Genomic DNA, 18,655 nt, shown 5'->3' with positions numbered 1-18,655 from the left:
CACCCCCATATGAGCGCGGCCGCGGCCGCATCAATCCATCAGGAGAAGCACCATGAACACTCGTATCCGTCGTGTCGCCATGACCGTGGCCGCCGCCGCCGTGCTGCCGCTGGCCCTCAGCGCCTGTTCCGACGACAGCAGCGACACCGCGTCGTCGGACTCCTCCAGCGAGGCGTCGGCGTCGGCCCCCGCGTCGGACGACAGCATGTCGGGCAGCGCCTCCGGGGCGGACGCGCCGTTCGGCTCGGCGTGCGCGTCGGTGCCCACGGAGGGCGCGGGCTCCTTCGACGGCATGGCCAAGGACCCGGTGGCCACCGCCGCCTCGAACAACCCGGCCCTCTCCACGCTGGTGACCGCGGTCAAGAAGGCGGGCCTGGTCGACACCCTCAACAACGCCCAGAACATCACCGTGTTCGCGCCCACCAACGACGCCTTCGCCAAGATCCCGAAGGCCACCCTGGACAAGGTCCTCGCCGACAAGGCCCAGCTGACCAAGATCCTCACCTACCACGTCGTCGGCCAGAAGCTTGCCCCGACCGACCTGGACAACGGCTCCTTCGCCACCCTCGAGAAGTCCAAGCTCACCACCTCCGGCTCGGACGAGTCCTACATGGTCAACGACTCCGCCAGCGTGGTCTGCGGCAACGTGAAGACCGCCAACGCGAACGTCTACATCATCGACACGGTCCTCATGCCGACCAGCTGACGGCGGTCGGCTGAGGGCTCGCGCACCGGCCACCCGGGACAGGGATACGGCGGCGTCCGGGGGTGGCCGGCTGCGACGGGGGGAGGGGGTGGCCGGGGATTCTCCCGGGCGCCCCCTCTTTATGTCTTTTGTGATCCGAGGCCGGGGTGTCGGCGACCGGTGATTCGGTGTCCGGCGATGTCGGTGAAGTCGTCGCACACGGCTTAATCGGTCGCGTCTCCGCGGGGTGAGCCGCTAGCTTCGCCGGAGCGTGCGCCCGGTCACGGGCGGCGACCGTGAGGGGGCCACACATGGATTCCGGGGACACGCGGACGGACCGTTTCGGTCTGTTGCTCGACCAGTTCGACCGCGCCAGGGAGATGGCCGAGGTGCGGCTGACGGGGCTGAGTGACGAGGAGTACCTGTGGGAGCCGGTACCCGGTTGCTGGTCGATCCGGCGCCGGGGTGAGGCGACGACCCCGAGGGCGTTCGGGCCGGGGGAGTGGGTTCTCGACCTGGGCGCCGCGGACATCCCGGCGAACGAGTACGCCGAGGTCGCCCGACAGGCCGCCGGTGGCATGAGCGTCGACAAGATCGCCGAGGACTGGAGCGTCGGGGTCGAGCGGGTCGAGCAGATCCTCGCCCACACCGGAGAGCCGGAGCCCGACGAGACGCCGGTGACGACCATCGCGTGGCGCCTTGCCCACCTGCACTTCCACTTCGAGGGCGGCTGGGAGTGGACCTTCGGCGAACGCAGCCGGGAGCCGAAACTGCTGGTCGACTTCAGCCCCTCCGCGTCGGTGGCCCTCGACCGGTTCTGGACCCTGATCGACCGCTGGCGCGCGAGCGTCGCGACCGTCACCGAGGAACAACTCGACACCGTTGGCTTCTCCCAGTACCCGTACGGCTCCGACCCCGACGACCCCTACATCGCCGTCCTGTCCGGGGCCAACCTGGAGTTCATCCACCACATGGCGGAGATCGCTCTGCTACGCGACCTGTGGCGGAGCCGCGTCATCCGTTCGTTCGCGTAACCCGTTCGTGCGCACGAACGGGTTATGCGCGTAACTCGTTCGCCCGCGTTATCCGTACGTCCGCTTATCCGTACGTCCGCGGCCTCGCGGGGCAGATCAAGCAGCGGGCAAGATGGCCTCATGACAAAGGTCTCCGTACGGTCGTTCCGTGGTGCCTCCTCCGGTTCGGCGCTGTCCTTGTGGTCCCAGGACTCCGTGCTGTCGATCGGCTCGGTGGGTTCGGTCCTGTCCGTGGGGTCCGTGGGCTCGGCGCTGTCGATCGGCTCGATCGGAAGTGCCCTGTCGGTGGGCTCGATCGGCTCTTCCCTGTCCCTGATCTCGACCGGCTCGTGGCTCAGCACGGGTTCGCTGTTCTCCGCCCACTCGCGATGGTCGGTACTGTCCTGGCGCTCCTCCGGCGGCTTCCTCGCCGCGGGAGCGGTGGCGGCCGGAGGCGCGGTACTGCTGACCCAACTTCTTCACAGGGCCGGGGCGGGCAGCGACTGATCCGCCGACAGGGCCCTAGGCCCAGGGGACAGGGGACAGGGGTAGGGGGAGAGGACGGCCTACTTCTTACGGCGCCGCCCAGCCCTCTTCTTCAACTCGGCCTGACCGCGCTTCGTCCACGCACCTTGATGAAGATGGCAGCGCGAGGTGCCCTTCATCGTCTTGTTCTGGCAACGACTACCCGTAGCGGTCGGCCACCCGCACTTACCTTGCTTCCACTCGCCCACCGTCCACCTCCGGCAGTCCACGTCTCGTGTCAGCTCCAGCGTGAGGGACGGTGCGGAAGCCGGGGAGGGCGCATGCCGTACGACGTCGGAGCCGCGCCGCGTACGCGGGCGGTGAACTCAGCGCATGCTCCTGGCAGCCGCTCCCGAGCCGCACGCTCGTTTCTGCCTAGGTGAGCGTGCCGAACGGCTCCGCACGGAGGTCCAAGCCGCCGCGGGGGCCGGAAGGACCGCCCGTCTCACAGGCACCTCACGGACCTCACGCGCCCGACGCACCCCGGCACCAGGTTCTGCCCACCACAAACTCTGTGCTCGCGATCTCGCGATCTCGCGATCTCGCGATCTCGCGATCTCGCGATCTCGCGATCTCGCGTGCTCGCAGGCGAGGCTGGCGCATTAAATCGAACACATGCTTGAATTTAGCCATGCCATCGTTCCCGGAGGACCTCGCCCAGGCGCAGCAGGAGTGGAGAGCCACCTACCACCAGCTGGCCCAACGCCCCGGCCGCACCGAACTGCGCCGGCGCCTGTACCGCCTCTCGGCGCACCTGTTCTTCCACCCCCAGTGGCAGCAACGCCGCCCAACTGCCGCCGCGTGGTGGGAACTACGCACCCTGGCCCGCCCCGCCGACGACGTACGCGAACGGCACCCCCAATGACGCACGACAACGCGGACCGGCGACTCCCGGACGACGCTCATGACCCCGAAGACATACCGGATGACCCTCAGGACCCCGAGGACACCGAAGGCATGATGGGCCGGATCCGCGTGACAGTCCTCCCACCGTCCCCCACAGGCGCCCGACGCGTACGAGTGGACGGCGAGATCCTCGGCCTCGCCCACAACCTGGCCGACATAGCCGAATTCCTCCGCCGAGCCGGCCTGGACCTAGACCCAACAGAAGTAGCCCAGTCCCCCCGGATCGACTGGCAAGGCACCCCACCCAACCCCTGGACGTCAGAATCAAACCCCTGACACCCGCACCGTGAAAACAGACGCGCAAGCTGGCGCTCCGCCCCAAACAGGCCGACTCGGCCCTTGCCTTCCGGCCATACGCCCTGCGGCTCGCACAGAAATAACCCGGCACCGACCCAACCGGTCCGGCCACCTATTTCTGTGGAATTTCCAGCGGTTTCTGTGGCGGCCCGCACTGTGCGGCATCGTCGCAGGTCAGCCCGTCAATCCAGGGTTTCTGTGTTTCGTGGTTTCTGTGGCGGCTCTCGGCTGGTCCCACCACCTTCCCTTGCACTCTTGCCCAAGGAGGAGTCGTGGCCAAGCCTCGCGACAAGATGCTCACCATCCCCGAAGTGATCGAAGAGATAGGCGTACCGCGAGCGACGTTCTACCGCTAACGCCTCCGCTGGTACTGCTGCTCCGCGAGCACCTGAAGGAGTTCGGCACGGCGGAGGACGGCCGGCTCTTCGCGAGCGAGCGGGGCAACGTCGTGGCCGCGTCGTCGTACTCGCGCGTGTGGAAGCAGACGCGCGAGTTGGCGCTCGTACCGGGACAGGTTTCCTCCGTGCTGGCCTTCCGTCCGTACGACCTCCGCCATGCGGGCGTCTCGCAGTGGCTCAACTCCGGTGTGCCCGCTCCGGAGGTGGCGGCTCGCGCCGGCCGCTCGGTGGACGTCCTGCTGAAGATCAGGAGCAGGAGATGAACGACCGGATCCTGAAGGGGCTGGGAGAGGAGGGCAACCCCGAAAGCTGAATGCGGCCCACACGCCACTCACACGCACGGAGAAGCCCCGGAGTGATCCGGGGCTTCTGGCCGTGTCGGACGTGCGTAGGAAAGCTACGCCGAAGGCGTGGAGAAACGGTCGGTGAACCCTGAGTTCTCCCGAGCGCTGGAGGCCGCCATGCTGCCTCAGTTCCCGGCATGGCTCCGGCGCCGCAATGTCTACGTGGGTGGCATCGTGGGGTCGCCGGGCTCGGGCGGCCGAGCTCGGCGGTTGAGGTCCACCATGTCGTCTGTGTGTGCCCATGTCCGATATTGGGCGACGGATTCGACGTTGCTATCCCACCCACGCACAAACTGCTCCGGTTCTGCTGCCGAAAAGTCGCGGGGTTCAGCCCGAGCAGCGCCGAAGAGGTCGACAAGCATCCGGCGACTCAAACTGTCGTCAAGATGGTCGGCAGCATTCTCCGACCCCCAGAGGAGCACAGCCTCCGCGGCCCGGGTGAGGCCGTCTGTGCTTGCAGTAGGCATGGCCAGTGCCAGGGAAGCCCTGACGATCTCCAGCGCGTCTTCTCCAGGCATGTCAGCGCCTCCTCTCGCAGACAAGGCACTGACCAGTCAGGGCCGCGAACCGAAGGGCCATCTTCGCTGTGTTCTGGGCTTGTCGCAGACATTCGTGTCTGTCCAGGAGGGCGTACTGCTCCGTTGACATGACGTACTTGACGAAGAGTTCCCAGTGATCTTGCGCCCGGTCCCAGTCGTTGCGATGGGCGATGCGTACCCAGGCGTCAACGAAGCCCTGTTGTGCGTGCGTCCCATGAAAGTACGGCCGGAGATCTTCGATGAGCCTTGGAGGCGACAGTCGCTGGGCCAAGCGCCGTTGTGTGAAGGCGGTGTTGCTGGCCACTGCCTTTGAACGATCGATTCGCTTCGCGATCACATGGCCAGCGATGCCACCAATGATGGCGGGGACGAGGAGCCAGCCAATGACCGATGCGATCCACAGCAGGACATGATTGGGGAGGGCTCAATAGGGCGAAGGCGTGGTAGACCTCGCTAGGGCTTTCAGCGCGTGCGGCAAAAACGTATAGAACCCCCACCAGGGTGCCGATGGGGAGTCCGACATCGAGGACCCATTGGCTTACACCCTTCAGCGCCTTGGTCGAGCGCCAAGTACGTCGTAGTCGTCTGGCTAGTGGCGTGCGCGCGGATGGCAGCTTTAAGTGACCCGGGATCGGGACGGGCCCAACGGGCAAGGCTCCCCCTGTGTGCCAGCGTGCACCCCGTGGTGGCGCGCATTCTCGAAGGTGCAGATTCTGCCGGAGGTGGTGGGCGAGTCGGCAAGCGCAGTCGTCAACTTGGGACGGAACCGTGTACTCGCTCAGCTATCCCTTGGCAGTGCACTCGCAGACTATAGGCATGTGCCGCCCAGGCTTGAGTAGGTTGACCTACCGGAAGGCTCGCCAGCATCATTACGTCACCATTACGTGATCACTGGCAAACAGTTGCTTCCGGCGGCATCCGCCTGCACAAACGCCAAGACCCCGTCCTCAGCTAAAGCGCTGATGGCGGGGTCTTAGGCCACCTTATACAGGGTGCCCCCGGCAGGATTCGAACCTGCGCACACGGCTCCGGAGGCCGTTGCTCTATCCCCTGAGCTACGGGGGCGTATCGGCGCTTTGTGTGCGGCGACGGGTAGAACCCTACCAGCTCTTTTGGGAGGGACCGGCATGGGTTTCGGTGAGGGTGGGGCCGGGTTCTGGTGGGGTGGAGGCTGGGCGTCCGGAGGGGGTGGAAGTGGGGAAAACCCGGACGCGGCGGTGGGTGCGGACCTACTCTCAAGTTGTGCCAGGCGCGTCGGGCCGGGTGCTTGTTGTGGACGACAACAAGGTCATCCGGCAGCTGATCAGGGTCAACCTTGAGCTGGAGGGTCTCGAGGTCGTGACCGCGGCTGATGGTGTCGAGTGTCTGGACGTCGTGCACCAAGTACGGCCCGATGTCGTGACCCTCGACGTGGTCATGCCCCGCCTGGACGGACTGCGCACCGCCGCTCGCCTTCGGGCCGATCCGCGCACCCGCAACCTTCCCCTTGCCATCGTCAGCGCCTGCACTCAGTACGAGGTCGAGAGCGGGCTCGACGTCGGCGTCGACGCCTTCCTCGCCAAGCCCTTCGAACCTGCCGAACTCGTCCGGCTCGTCATGCAGTTGATGGAGCGTCGGGGGAGTGGGGGCACCCCTGGTGGCACCCCCGACGGCGGCAGGGGCGCGAGCCACGGCAGCAGCGGCAGCCACGGCAACGACGGTGGTGGTAGCGGCAGCGCCGGTAGTAGTGACAGCGGCGCGGGGGACGGTGGTGGCACCGTATTGCCGCTCCAGGGCGTCTTCGGCGTCGAGGACGCCGAACTCGCCGCGCGTGCGGCCCTCGCCGAGCGCGCCGAGCGGGCCGGCCGCACCGGGCACTGACCTCGCCTCGCCTGCCACGTCCGCGGGCCGCCGAGCCCATTGGCTCTGCCGACTTCACCGGCCTGTCGGCTCCCATTAGCCCTGCCGGGTCCACGGGCCCTGCCGGGTCCCCCGGCCAAACCGTCAGCGGGCCCCCACCCCCCTCCCCGGCCACTCACCCGCAGGTAACCCCCCGCGCACCCGCCCCCCCACCCCCACCCCGTCCAAATCCCGGACCCACCCCCAATCCGACTCGCCCACCCACCCCCCTCCTCCCCTAGGCTTGTCCCGTGACCCCCGTCGAGCTCTCCCGTACCGTGCTGCGCGCGGTGCGTCGTGCTGTGGAGGCGGGGGAGCTGAGCGTGGTGGTGCCGGAGCGGGTGCAGGTGACGGTGCCGGGGGCCGGGGGATGCGGGGACTACGCCACGAACGTCGCGTTGCGGCTGGCCCGGCCGGCCGGGCGGACGGCCGGGCAGGTCGCCGGGATCATCCGGCCGTACCTCCGGGCCGCGCCCGGCATCGCGGACGTCGCGGTCACCGGACCCGGGTTCCTGAACATCAGCCTCGACCGGGCCGCCGCAACGGGGGCGCTCGTCTCCGAGATCCTGCGGCGCGGCAGCCGGTACGGGCACGGTGACGCACTCGCCGGGCAGGTCATCGAGCTGCGCGTGCCCTACGACACCCGCGCCGAGGTCGTCGCGGACACGCTCGTACGGATCGTCGGCAGCCAGGGCGGCCGTGCCGAGGTGCGGCACGCCGAGCCCGTCAATCTCCGTCCCGTCCCCGCCCCCGAGGACCCCGCCCTCCTCGGGCCGGACGCCGCCCGCTGGGCCCTGCTCCACCCCGCGCCCCACGACCGGCCCCGGATCACCGCGGACCACCTCGTGCAGCGTGCGAGCAACCCGCTGTTCCGCGTCCGGTACGCCCACGCCCGCACCCGGGCCCTCAGCCGCAACGCCGCGGCACTCGGCTACACCGGCGCGCCGGGAGACCTCCCTGAAGCGCGGGACCTGCCGAACGCCACGTCGGCCTCCCCGGCCCCCCTGGCCGATCTGTCCGACCTGGCCGAATACCCCCGCGTCCTCACCGCCGCCGCGACCCACCGCAGCCCCGACCGGCTCGCCCGGCATCTCGTCACCGTCGCCGACGCCTTTCTCGGTTACCAGCACACCGTGCTGCCGCTCGGCGACGAGAAACCCTCGGCCGCCCACCGTGCCCGGCTCGCGCTCGCCGAAGCCGCCGGGGCGGTGCTGGCCGGTGGCCTGTCCCTGCTCGGCATCAGCGCACCCGAATACCTCTGACACAGCAGAAAGCGCACAGACATGAGCCGTTCCGCACACCCCGCCGGGCCCCGTCACGCCGATGTCCTGACCGAGGGGCACTACACCGCCCCGCCCGCGGATCTCAACGCCCTGGACCCGAAGGTCTGGGCGCACACCGTCAGCCGTGACGAGGACGGCGTCGTCACCGTCGGCGGGCGCGATGTGACCGCGCTGGCCGAGGAGTTCGGTACTCCGGCGTACATCGTCGACGAGGCCGACTTCCGGGCGCGGGCGCGGGCCTGGCGTACCGCCTTCGGGCAGGACGCCGACGTCTTCTACGCCGGGAAGGCCTTCCTGTCCCGGGCCGTGGTGCGATGGCTGCACGAGGAGGGGCTCAACCTCGACGTGTGCTCCGGGGGTGAGCTCACCACCGCGCTCTCCGCGGGGATGCCCGCCGAGCGCATCGCCTTCCACGGCAACAACAAGTCCACGGCGGAGATCGAGCAGGCCGTGTCGGAGGGGGTCGGACGCATCGTCCTCGACTCCTTCCAGGAGATCGTCCGGGTCGCGCACGTCGCGCAGTCCCTGGGCAAGCGGCAGCGGGTGCAGATCCGGGTGACGGTGGGCGTCGAGGCGCACACCCACGAATTCATCGCCACCGCGCACGAGGACCAGAAGTTCGGGATCCCGCTGGCCGGCGGTCAGGCGGCGGAGGCCGCGCGCCGTGCCCTCCAGCTCGACGGGCTCGAACTCATCGGCATCCACAGCCACATCGGCTCGCAGATCTTCGACACCTCCGGGTTCGAGGTGGCCGCCCACCGGGTCATCGGGCTGCTCAAGCAGATCCGTGACGAGCACGGGGTCGAGCTGCCCGAGATCGACCTCGGCGGCGGCCTCGGCATCGCGTACACCAGCGAGGACGACCCGCGCGAGCCGCACGAGATCGCCAAGGCGCTGCACGAGATCGTCGCCCAGGGGTGCGAGGCCGCCAAGCTGCGGACGCCCAGGATCTCCGTGGAGCCCGGCCGCGCCATCGTGGGCCCGACCGCCTTCACGCTCTACGAGGTCGGCACCATCAAGCCGCTCGACGGGCTCCGGACGTACGTCTCCGTGGACGGCGGCATGTCCGACAACATCCGCACCGCTCTGTACGACGCCGAATACAGCGTCGCCCTCGTCTCCCGCACGAGTACCGCGGAACCCATGCTGGTCCGTGTCGTCGGCAAGCACTGTGAGAGCGGTGACATCGTCGTGCGGGACGCGTTCCTGCCCGCCGACCTGGCGCCCGGCGACCTCATCGCCGTACCGGCCACCGGCGCCTACTGCCGGTCCATGGCCAGCAACTACAACCACGCGCTCCGCCCGCCGGTCGTCGCCGTACGCGACGGCGAGGCCCGGGTGATCGTCCGCCGCGAGACGGAGGAGGACCTGCTCCGCCTCGACGTCGGCTGAGGGCGCGAATCGAACGCCGGGGGGGGCGATCCTGAAGTGCCGGAAACGCAAGATCTCCTGACTCGCACCCCGGTGAAAATGAAATAGTCGTCTCACAATCCGGACGAAGGGCAGAAACCCCCGTCCGGTGAGTGAGACTGGTCCAATCGTGACGTAGAAGGAAACGAGGTCGGATGATGCGTACGCGTCCGCTGAAGGTGGCGCTGCTGGGCTGTGGGGTAGTCGGCTCAGAGGTGGCGCGCATCATGACGACGCACGCCGACGATCTCGCCGCCAGGATCGGCGCCCCGGTGGAGCTGGCGGGAGTGGCCGTACGCCGCCCCGGCAAGGTCCGTGAGGGCATCGACCCGGCCCTCGTCACCACCGACGCGACCGCGCTGGTGAAGCGGGGCGACATCGACGTCGTCGTCGAGGTCATCGGCGGTATCGAGCCCGCTCGTACGCTCATCACGACCGCGTTCGAGCACGGCGCCTCCGTCGTCTCCGCCAACAAGGCGCTGCTCGCCCAGGACGGTGCCGCGTTGCACGCCGCCGCCCAGGAGCAGGGCAGGGACCTCTACTACGAGGCCGCCGTCGCCGGTGCCATCCCGCTCATCCGGCCGCTGCGCGAGTCCCTCGCCGGCGACAAGATCAATCGCGTGATGGGCATCGTCAACGGCACCACCAACTTCATCCTCGACAAGATGGACTCGACCGGCGCCGGCTACCAGGAGGCACTCGACGAGGCCACCGCGCTCGGGTACGCCGAGGCCGACCCCACCGCCGACGTCGAGGGCTTCGACGCCGCGGCCAAGGCCGCGATCCTCGCCGGGATCGCCTTCCACACGCGGGTGCGCCTCGACGACGTGTACCGCGAGGGCATGACCGAGGTCACCGCCTCCGACTTCGCCACGGCGCAGAAGATGGGCTGCACCATCAAGCTGCTCGCCATCTGCGAGCGGGCCGCGGACGGCGGCTCCGTCACCGCGCGCGTGCACCCGGCCATGATCCCGCTCAGCCATCCCCTCGCCTCCGTGCGCGGCGCGTACAACGCCGTCTTCGTCGAGGCGGACGCCGCCGGGCAGCTGATGTTCTACGGCCCCGGTGCCGGCGGCGCGCCGACCGCGTCCGCCGTGCTCGGCGACCTCGTGGCGGTGTGCCGCAACAAGCTGAACGGCTCGACCGGCCCCGGCGACTCCGCGTACACCCAGCTGCCCGTCTCGCCCATGGGCGAGGTCGTGACGCGCTACCACATCAGCCTCGACGTGGCCGACAAACCTGGTGTCCTCGCCCAGGTGGCCACCGTCTTCGCCGAGCACGGGGTCTCCATCGACACCGTGCGCCAGCAAGGCCGTCAGGACGGAGGCGGCGAGGCGTCCCTCGTCGTCGTCACCCATCGAGCGTCCGACGCGTCCCTCAACGGGACCGTCGAGGCGCTGCGCAGCCTCGACACCGTGCGGGGTGTCGCCAGCATCATGCGGGTTGAAGGAGAGTAACCAGCAATGACCCACCAGTGGCGCGGAATCATCGAGGAGTACCGGGACCGGCTGCCGGTCTCCGACAGCACGCCGGTCGTGTCGCTCCGTGAGGGCGGCACGCCGCTCGTACCCGCGCAGGTGCTCTCCGAGCGCACCGGGTGCGAGGTCCACCTGAAGGTGGAGGGCGCCAACCCGACCGGGTCCTTCAAGGACCGCGGTATGACCATGGCCATCTCCAGGGCCAAGGAGGAGGGCGCGAAGGCGGTCATCTGCGCCTCCACCGGCAACACGTCGGCGTCCGCCGCGGCCTACGCCGTACGGGCCGGGATGGTCTGCGCCGTGCTCGTCCCGCAGGGCAAGATCGCGCTCGGCAAGATGGGCCAGGCCCTCATCCACGGCGCGAAGATCCTCCAGGTCGACGGCAACTTCGACGACTGCCTCACCCTCGCGCGCTCGCTGTCCGACAACTACCCGGTGGCGCTGGTCAATTCGGTCAACCCGGTGCGCATCGAGGGCCAGAAGACCGCCGCGTTCGAGATCGTGGACATGCTCGGCGACGCGCCCGACATCCACGTCCTGCCGGTTGGCAACGCGGGCAACATCACCGCGTACTGGAAGGGCTACAAGGAGTACGCCGCCGACGGCATCGCCGGACGGACCCCGCGCATGTGGGGTTTCCAGGCCTCCGGGTCCGCGCCTATCGTGCGCGGCGAGATCGTCAAGGACCCCTCCACCGTGGCCACCGCGATCCGGATCGGCAACCCGGCGTCCTGGCAGTTCGCGCTGACCGCCAGGGACGAGTCGGGCGGCCTCATCGACGAGGTGACGGACCGTGAGATCCTGCGCGCCTACCGGCTGTTGGCCGCGCAGGAGGGTGTCTTCGTCGAGCCCGCCTCCGCCGCGTCCGTCGCCGGTCTGCTGAAGGCCGCGGAGCAGGGCAAGGTCGACCCCGGGCAGCGGATCGTCTGCACGGTCACCGGGAACGGGCTCAAGGATCCGGACTGGGCCGTCGCCGGCGCACCGCGGCCGGTGACCGTTCCCGTGGATGCGGTCAGGGCCGCTGAGCAGCTCGGACTCGCGTAAAAGGCGGACATCCGCCGGGACGTCCGGCAGGGGGTGCACGGGGCGCTCACGACACGCATCGTGCGCCTCCTGTGCGCCCTATGTCGCCACAGAACCTGTCTTCGATAGGCTGTACTGAACCCGCCCGCCGCATATGCCGCGGTGCCGCCCTCGTTGCGGCCTTCGGGTGTTGGCGTACGCGTCAGGTTCGCAGCGCAGGCTTTCCCACATCCGCATCCCAAGTCGCCCCACCCGCACTCGTACCGCACGTTTTTCGAGAACCTCGTACATCACGCAGCTCAAGGAGAGTCATCGAGCGATGGCCGGTCCCGCCTTCCGCGCCGCCGCCGTCCGGGTGCGCGTCCCCGCCACCAGCGCCAACCTCGGGCCGGGCTTCGACGCCTTCGGCCTGTCCCTGGGGCTGTTCGACGACGTGGTCGTCCGGGTGGCCGACGCCGGGCTGCACATCGACATCGCGGGTGAGGGCAGTGAGACGCTGCCGCGCGACGAGAGTCATCTCCTCGTACGTTCCCTGCGCACCGCCTTCGATCTGCTGGGCGGTCAGCCGCGCGGCCTCGAGATCGTCTGCGCCAACCGCATTCCGCACGGCCGGGGCCTCGGTTCCTCGTCGGCCGCCATCTGCGCCGGCATCGTCGCCGCGCGGGCGGTGACGATAGGCGGGGACGCCAGGCTCGACGACACCGCCCTCCTCGAACTCGCCACCGAGATCGAGGGACACCCCGACAATGTCGCGGCCTGTCTGCTCGGCGGATTCACGCTCTCCTGGATGGAGACCGGCGCGGCGCGGGCGATCAGGATGGACCCGGCCGATTCCATCGTTCCGGTGGTTTTCGTCCCCGGAAAGCCGGTCCTCACGGAGACCGCGCGCGGTCTGCTGCCGCGCACCGTGCCGCATGTCGACGCCGCGACCAACGCGGGCCGCGCCGCACTGCTCGTCGAGGCGCTCACCCGCCGGCCCGAGTTGCTGCTGCCCGCCACCGAGGACCGGCTGCACCAGGACTACCGCGCCCCGGCGATGCCCGAGAGCATCGCGCTGGTGGAGCGGCTGCGGGGGGACGGCATTCCCGCCGTGATCTCCGGCGCTGGACCCACGGTGCTGGCCCTCGCGGACGGGGCTTCGGCCGACAAAATCGCTGATCTCGCAGGTCAGGGCTGGGCAGCGAACCGACTGGACCTCGACGCCACCGGGGCGAGCGTGTTGCCGCTCGCACCGTCCGGTGTCAATTAGAAGCGCGCGGTTGCCGGATTTCGAGAGGGGGAATGTTTGTTGGATCCGGTAGTGTTAATCTCAAGTCTGCACCCGACCTCTCCATGGCGAGGTGCTTCGCGTCCCCGTCCGGGACACCCATTCTTCCGGGAGCCTCCCAAACTGCTTTGTATGCATTGGGTGCTATGTGCTGAGCAGTGTTGAGCACGCTCCGGAACCGGCGTGACCGAGCCGATGACACCGCAATTCAGTGCCGCGGCTCCGGAATCGTCATCACCAGTCATTTCTTCCGCCGCGTTGGCGGACCACCGCCCCGGCACGGTCCAGGCAAAACGGACCAAACCCGGACAGCAAAACCGGTCGCCGTGCCAGACAGGCCGACGTCCGCTCCAGGGAAGGACCCTTCGTGAGCGACACCACCGATCTGATGGGCGCACGTGTCGAGGAGACCGCTGCCGCGCCCGCCACGGACGCCTCTGCCGCGCCTGCCTCCGGTGCAGGCTCCCGGCGGCGCCGCGGTACCGGCCTCGACGGCATGGTGCTGGCCGAGCTTCAGCAGGTCGCGTCCGGCCTCGGGATCAGGGGCACCGCGCGGATGCGCAAGAGCCAGCTGATCGAGGTCATCAAGGAGGCGCAGGCCGGCGGAGGCGGCGCCCCGAAGGCCGAGGCCGCCTCCGAGACCAAGCCGAAGCGCCGGGCCACCTCGAAGGCCCGTACGGGCGACGAGGTCGCCGAGGCCAAGGCCGAGAAGTCCGCCGCCGCCGCCGAGAAGGCCGTGGCGCAGCAGATCGAGATTCCCGGCCAGCCCGCCGGCGGCCCCTCCCGCGCCGGCGAGACCGAGCGTGCCGGGGACGACGCCCCCGCGGGCGAGCGTCGCCGCCGCCGTGCCGTCTCCGAGGCCGGCAGCCCCGAGACGATCACCGCCGAGGCCAAGAGCGAGCCGAAGACGGAGACGCTGGTCGAGGCCAAGGCCGACACCGGTGACGCCGACGGCCGGCAGGGCCGTCGTGACCGTCGCGACCGCGACCGTGGTGGCCGTGACCGCGACCGCCGTGGTGGCAAGGCCGACGAGCAGCAGGGCCAGGGCGGGCAGGGCGGCCAGGGTGGCGGTCAGCAGCGCCAGGACCGTCAGCAGCAGGGCCAGAGCGGTGGTCGTCAGGACCGGCAGGACCGCCAGGACCGTCAGCAGCGCGACAACGGCCCGCAGGACGACGACGAGTTCGGCGATGGCCGGCGCGGCCGTCGTGGCCGTTACCGGGACCGTCGTGGCCGTCGTGGCCGCGAGGACTTCGGTCCGGGCGAGCCGCAGGTCGCCGACGACGACGTCCTGATCCCCGTCGCGGGCATCCTGGACATCCTCGACAACTACGCGTTCATCCGTACGTCCGGCTACCTCCCGGGCCCGAACGACGTGTACGTCTCGCTGGCCCAGGTCCGTAAGAACGGCCTGCGCAAGGGTGACCACGTCACGGGCGCGGTCCGTCAGCCCAAGGACGGCGAGCGCCGCGAGAAGTTCAACGCGCTGGTCCGCCTCGACTCCGCGAACGGCATGGCCGCCGAATCCGGCCGTGGCCGCCCGGAGTTCAACAAGCTGACGCCCCTTTACCCGCAGGACCGGCTCCGTCTGGAGACCGACCCGGGTGTGCTGACGACCCGCATCATCGACCTCGTCGCGCCGATCGGTAAGGGCCAGCGAGGTCTGATCGTGGCCCCGCCGAAGACCGGCAAGACCATGATCCTGCAGGCGGTCGCCAACGCGATCACCGTCAACAACCCCGAGTGCCACCTGATGGTCGTCCTGGTCGACGAGCGTCCGGAAGAGGTCACCGACATGCAGCGGTCGGTGAAGGGCGAGGTCATCTCCTCGACCTTCGACCGTCCGGCCGAGGACCACACCACGGTCGCCGAGCTCGCCATCGAGCGCGCCAAGCGTCTGGTGGAGCTGGGTCACGACGTCGTCGTACTGCTGGACTCGATCACGCGTCTGGGCCGTGCGTACAACCTCGCCGCGCCCGCCTCCGGCCGCATCCTGTCCGGTGGTGTCGACTCGACCGCGCTCTACCCGCCGAAGCGGTTCTTCGGTGCGGCGCGCAACATCGAGGACGGCGGCTCGCTGACCATCCTGGCCACCGCGCTCGTCGACACCGGCTCGCGCATGGACGAGGTGATCTTCGAGGAGTTCAAGGGCACCGGCAACATGGAGCTCAAGCTCGACCGGAAGCTCGCCGACAAGCGCATCTTCCCGGCGGTCGACGTCGACCCGTCGGGTACGCGCAAGGAGGAGATCCTCCTCAACCCGGAGGAGCTCGCCATCGTCTGGAAGCTGCGCCGGGTGCTGCACGCGCTCGACTCGCAGCAGGCCATCGAGCTCCTGCTGGACAAGATGAAGCAGACGAAGTCCAACGCCGAGTTCCTGATGCAGATCGCGAAGACGACGCCGGGCAACGGCAACGGCAACGACTGATCCGGTCTCCGCGGAACGAAAGGGCCGCCCCCGTCACGGCTGTGACGGGGGCGGCCCTTTTCGCGTGGCACGGCCCGGGTGAGCAGCGAGAGCTTCGCCACAGGGGCGGTGACCGGTGCCGGTTTCGAGCGGTACGGCGCCTTCGGCCGAAATCGCAGGTGAGCGGTGTTTCGCCGGGTTCGGAGGTGACGCTCGGTGATCGTCGGTCCACAGGGTGGCCACAGCGCTTTGTGCAACCCTGTCCCGGGTTTCCCCGTCTGACCTTGCGGAGCGACCATGGAGCGGTACCCGTTCACGTCGGACCGGGCCTGAGCCTGGAAGCAGGGGGTAACCGAGCCGTACCGAGAACCGAGGAGCACATGCCTGCCGAGAGCACGCCGGAACCCGCCATACCCGGGGAACCCGGCATACCCGGAGAACCCGGCACCAGCGCCCCGCGCCACCGCGCGAAGGGCCGCCGCCGCAAGACCCGCAGCAAGCGCCGCAAGGGCCTGCTGATCACGGCCTGGGTCGCGGCCGGGATCGTCGTGCTGGGCGGCACCGGCGCCGGGTACCTGTACTTCAAGCTCAACGGCAACATCAAGAGCGTCGACATCAACCAGGCCCTCGGCACCGACCGGCCGACGAAGGTCGACAACGGCAGCGAGAACATCCTGGTCCTGGGCTCCGACACCCGCTCCGGCTCCAACGAGAAGCTGGGCGGCGGCGCCGACGACGGCAGCGCCCGCTCGGACACGGCGATGGTCGTGCACATCTACGAGGGCCACAAGAAGGCCAGCGTGGTCTCCATACCCCGCGACACCCTCGTCGAGCGCCCCTCCTGCACCGACGCCGAGGGCGTCACGCACGACGCGGCCTCCGAGGTCATGTTCAACTCCGCGTACTCCACCGGCGGCGCGGCCTGCGCGGTGAAGACCGTCGAGTCCATGAGCGGGATCCGCATGGACCACTACATCGAGGTCGACTTCAGCGGCTTCCAGAAGCTCATCGACGACCTGGGCGGCGTGAAGATCACCACCACCCAGGACATCGACGACCCCGACAGCCACCTGAAGTTGAAGGCCGGCACCCACACCCTCGACGGCGAGCAGGCGCTCGGCCTCGTCCGTACCCGGCACGGCGTCGGCGACGGCTCCGACCTCGGCCGGATCCAGCTCCAACAGGCCTTCATCAAGGCCCTGATGAACCAGGTCAGGGGCATCGGCCTGCTCAGCAACCCGGCCAAGCTGGTCGAGCTCGCCGACACCGCGACCAACGCCGTCACCACCGACTCCGACCTGGACTCGGTGAAGGACCTCACGTCGTTCGCGAGCGGCCTCAAGGGCATCAGCTCCTCGAAGATGACGATGGTCACGATGCCGGTCCAGTACGACCCCGCGGACGCCAACCGCGTGCTGGTCGACGAGGCCAAGGACAAGCTGGTCTGGAACGCCCTGAAGGACGACAGGGCCATCCCCGTGGCGGCCACCGAGGGCACGGCCACCGGTACCGCGAAGGACGTCGTCAGCGCCGGCTGAGCCCCGCCCCGGCCCCCAGGGAATAGATCACCGCGCCCCCCGGTTTTGGGGGATGCGGCCAGTCCTGGCAGACTGGTACGTCGGCTCCGGTTCACGCACCCGCAATCCGCGGCGGCGACCCGGCGCCCTCCCGAAACTAGGAGACACCTTGAAGCGCGACATCCACCCCGAGTACGTCGAGACGCAGGTCAGCTGCACCTGTGGCGCGTCGTTCACCACCCGTAGCACCATCTCCAGCGGCACCGTCCGCGCGGAGGTCTGCTCCGAGTGCCACCCGTTCTACACGGGCAAGCAGAAGATCCTCGACACCGGTGGCCGTGTGGCCCGCTTCGAGGCCCGCTTCGGCAAGGCCAAGGCTGCCGCTGACAACAAGTAGCGACCTCACAGCGCCGGTCTTCGGTGCCCCCTGCACGGGGGCGCCGGGACCGGCGCTTTGCGGTGCAGCCCCTCCCCGCCTTTCGACTTGACTCGAACCGGGGGGACCCCCATGTCGTACCTACGTCCCCGAGCCCATGACGGAGCTGAGGGGACAGCCCATTGGAGCCGGAGATGTTCGAGGCGGTCGAGGAACTCATCGGCGAGCACGCCGATCTTGAGAAGAAGCTCGCTGACCCGTCGGTCCACGCCGACCAGGCCAACGCGCGCAAGCTCAACAAGCGCTACGCCGAGCTGACCCCGATCATCGCGACGTACCGCTCCTGGAAGCAGACCGGGGAAGACATCGAGACGGCGAAGGAGTTCGTCGCCGACGATCCCGACTTCGCGGCCGAGGTCAAGGAGCTGGAGAAGCAGCGCGAGGAGCTGACGGAGAAACTCCGTCTGCTGCTGGTCCCGCGCGACCCCAGCGACGACAAGGACGTCATCCTGGAGATCAAGGCGGGCGCGGGCGGCGACGAGTCGGCGCTCTTCGCCGGCGACCTGCTGCGCATGTACCTGCGCTACGCCGAGCGCGTCGGCTGGAAGACCGAGATCATCGACGCCACCGAGTCCGAGCTCGGCGGCTACAAGGACGTCCAGGTCGCCGTGAAGACCAAGGGCGGCAACGGCGCCACCGAGCCCGGCCAGGGTGTCTGGGCCCGCCTGAAGTACGAGGGCGGGGTGCACCGCGTCCAGCGGGTGCCCTCCACCGAGTCGCAGGGCCGGATCCACACCTCCGCCGCCGGTGTGCTGGTCACGCCCGAGGCCGAGGAGGTCGACGTCGAGATCGTCGCGAACGACCTGCGCATCGACGTCTACCGTTCCTCCGGACCCGGCGGCCAGTCCGTCAACACCACCGACTCCGCGGTGCGCATCACGCACATTCCCACCGGAGTCGTCGCTTCCTGCCAGAACGAGAAGAGCCAGCTCCAGAACAAGGAGCAGGCGATGCGTATCCTGCGCTCCAGGCTCCTCGCCGCGGCCCAGGAGGAGGCGGAGCGCAACGCGGCCGACGCCCGCCGCAGCCAGGTCCGCACGGTCGACCGCTCCGAGAAGATCCGTACGTACAACTTCCCGGAGAATCGCATCTCGGACCACCGCGTCGGCTTCAAGGCGTACAACTTGGACCAGGTCCTCGACGGTGACCTGGACGCGATGATCCAGGCGTGCGTCGACGCGGACTCGGCCGCGAAGCTCGCCGCCGCGTAAGAGCCCCCACCCGCCCTCACGACAACAGCTCAGCCCGGAGG

Annotated in this window: 14 protein-coding genes, 1 tRNA gene and 2 pseudogenes; 15 read left to right on the top strand and 2 right to left on the bottom strand. The window is 69.1% G+C overall.

All coding sequences use genetic code 11. From position 1 onward, the window contains the following. Positions 1-52: 52 nt before the first annotated feature. The 5 genes and pseudogenes from ACIP79_RS08855 to ACIP79_RS08835 all read left to right on the top strand — a co-directional run. Positions 53-706 carry a fasciclin domain-containing protein gene (locus ACIP79_RS08855; protein WP_383684101.1) on the top strand — a complete coding sequence of 218 codons (654 nt, stop codon included), beginning with the start codon at positions 53-55 and terminating at the stop codon, positions 704-706. Between the two features lie 290 nt (positions 707-996). Further along, positions 997-1,719 carry a DinB family protein gene (locus ACIP79_RS08850; protein WP_401221191.1) on the top strand — a complete coding sequence of 241 codons (723 nt, stop codon included), beginning with the start codon at positions 997-999 and terminating at the stop codon, positions 1,717-1,719. A gap of 120 nt (positions 1,720-1,839) precedes the next feature. Continuing rightward, positions 1,840-2,205 carry a hypothetical protein gene (locus ACIP79_RS08845; RefSeq protein WP_401221189.1) on the top strand — a complete coding sequence of 122 codons (366 nt, stop codon included), beginning with the start codon at positions 1,840-1,842 and terminating at the stop codon, positions 2,203-2,205. A 649-nt stretch (positions 2,206-2,854) separates the two neighbouring features. After that, positions 2,855-3,088, top strand: coding sequence for a hypothetical protein (locus ACIP79_RS08840; RefSeq protein ID WP_401221186.1), 234 nt, complete (start codon positions 2,855-2,857; stop codon positions 3,086-3,088). Positions 3,089-3,775: 687 nt separating this feature from the next. Continuing rightward, a pseudogene (locus ACIP79_RS08835) lies at positions 3,776-4,137 on the top strand (site-specific integrase); the annotation flags it as partial. 550 nt (positions 4,138-4,687) lie between these two features. On the opposite strand, the gene ACIP79_RS08830 reads toward ACIP79_RS08835, so the two are convergent. Then, positions 4,688-5,065, bottom strand: coding sequence for a DUF6313 family protein (locus ACIP79_RS08830; protein WP_401222088.1), 378 nt, complete (start codon positions 5,063-5,065; stop codon positions 4,688-4,690). A 635-nt stretch (positions 5,066-5,700) separates the two neighbouring features. Further along, positions 5,701-5,772 (bottom strand) — tRNA-Arg (locus ACIP79_RS08825). Positions 5,773-5,901: 129 nt separating this feature from the next. Here ACIP79_RS08825 and ACIP79_RS08820 point away from each other — a divergent pair. The 10 genes and pseudogenes from ACIP79_RS08820 to prfA form a co-directional block, all read left to right on the top strand. After that, positions 5,902-6,423, top strand: a pseudogene (locus ACIP79_RS08820) (response regulator); the annotation flags it as partial. Between the two features lie 413 nt (positions 6,424-6,836). After that, on the top strand, positions 6,837-7,847 hold the full coding sequence (gene nrtL / locus ACIP79_RS08815) for an ArgS-related anticodon-binding protein NrtL (RefSeq protein WP_401221183.1): 1,011 nt from the start codon (positions 6,837-6,839) through the stop codon (positions 7,845-7,847). 21 nt (positions 7,848-7,868) lie between these two features. Then, positions 7,869-9,260 carry a diaminopimelate decarboxylase gene (gene lysA, locus ACIP79_RS08810; protein WP_401221180.1) on the top strand — a complete coding sequence of 464 codons (1,392 nt, stop codon included), beginning with the start codon at positions 7,869-7,871 and terminating at the stop codon, positions 9,258-9,260. A 176-nt stretch (positions 9,261-9,436) separates the two neighbouring features. Beyond that, entirely contained in the window at positions 9,437-10,735 is a 1,299-nt protein-coding gene (locus ACIP79_RS08805; protein ID WP_383681185.1) for a homoserine dehydrogenase, read from the top strand. A gap of 6 nt (positions 10,736-10,741) precedes the next feature. Further along, on the top strand, positions 10,742-11,800 hold the full coding sequence (gene thrC, locus ACIP79_RS08800) for a threonine synthase (RefSeq protein WP_383681113.1): 1,059 nt from the start codon (positions 10,742-10,744) through the stop codon (positions 11,798-11,800). 298 nt (positions 11,801-12,098) lie between these two features. After that, positions 12,099-13,028, top strand: a complete 930-nt coding sequence (gene thrB, locus ACIP79_RS08795) for a homoserine kinase (protein WP_383681115.1) — start codon at positions 12,099-12,101, stop codon at positions 13,026-13,028. Positions 13,029-13,413: 385 nt separating this feature from the next. After that, complete coding sequence (rho, locus tag ACIP79_RS08790) at positions 13,414-15,471, top strand: transcription termination factor Rho (RefSeq protein WP_401221176.1); 2,058 nt, start codon at positions 13,414-13,416, stop codon at positions 15,469-15,471. A 359-nt stretch (positions 15,472-15,830) separates the two neighbouring features. Then, positions 15,831-16,988 (top strand): LCP family protein, encoded by a 1,158-nt coding sequence (locus ACIP79_RS08785; RefSeq protein ID WP_401221173.1) that lies wholly within the window; start codon positions 15,831-15,833, stop codon positions 16,986-16,988. A gap of 148 nt (positions 16,989-17,136) precedes the next feature. Further along, complete coding sequence (gene rpmE / locus ACIP79_RS08780; protein ID WP_055614408.1) at positions 17,137-17,364, top strand: 50S ribosomal protein L31; 228 nt, start codon at positions 17,137-17,139, stop codon at positions 17,362-17,364. 173 nt (positions 17,365-17,537) lie between these two features. Further along, positions 17,538-18,614: a peptide chain release factor 1 gene (gene prfA / locus ACIP79_RS08775; RefSeq protein ID WP_401221170.1), complete on the top strand. Its 1,077-nt coding sequence runs from the start codon at positions 17,538-17,540 to the stop codon at positions 18,612-18,614. Positions 18,615-18,655: the final 41 nt, after the last annotated feature.

The organism is Streptomyces sp. NPDC088747 (assembly GCF_044751025.1).
Classification (GTDB): Bacteria; Actinomycetota; Actinomycetes; order Streptomycetales; family Streptomycetaceae; genus Streptomyces.
The sequence above is the reverse complement of the archived record's forward strand: the minus strand, read 5'-3'. Positions and strand labels throughout refer to the sequence as shown.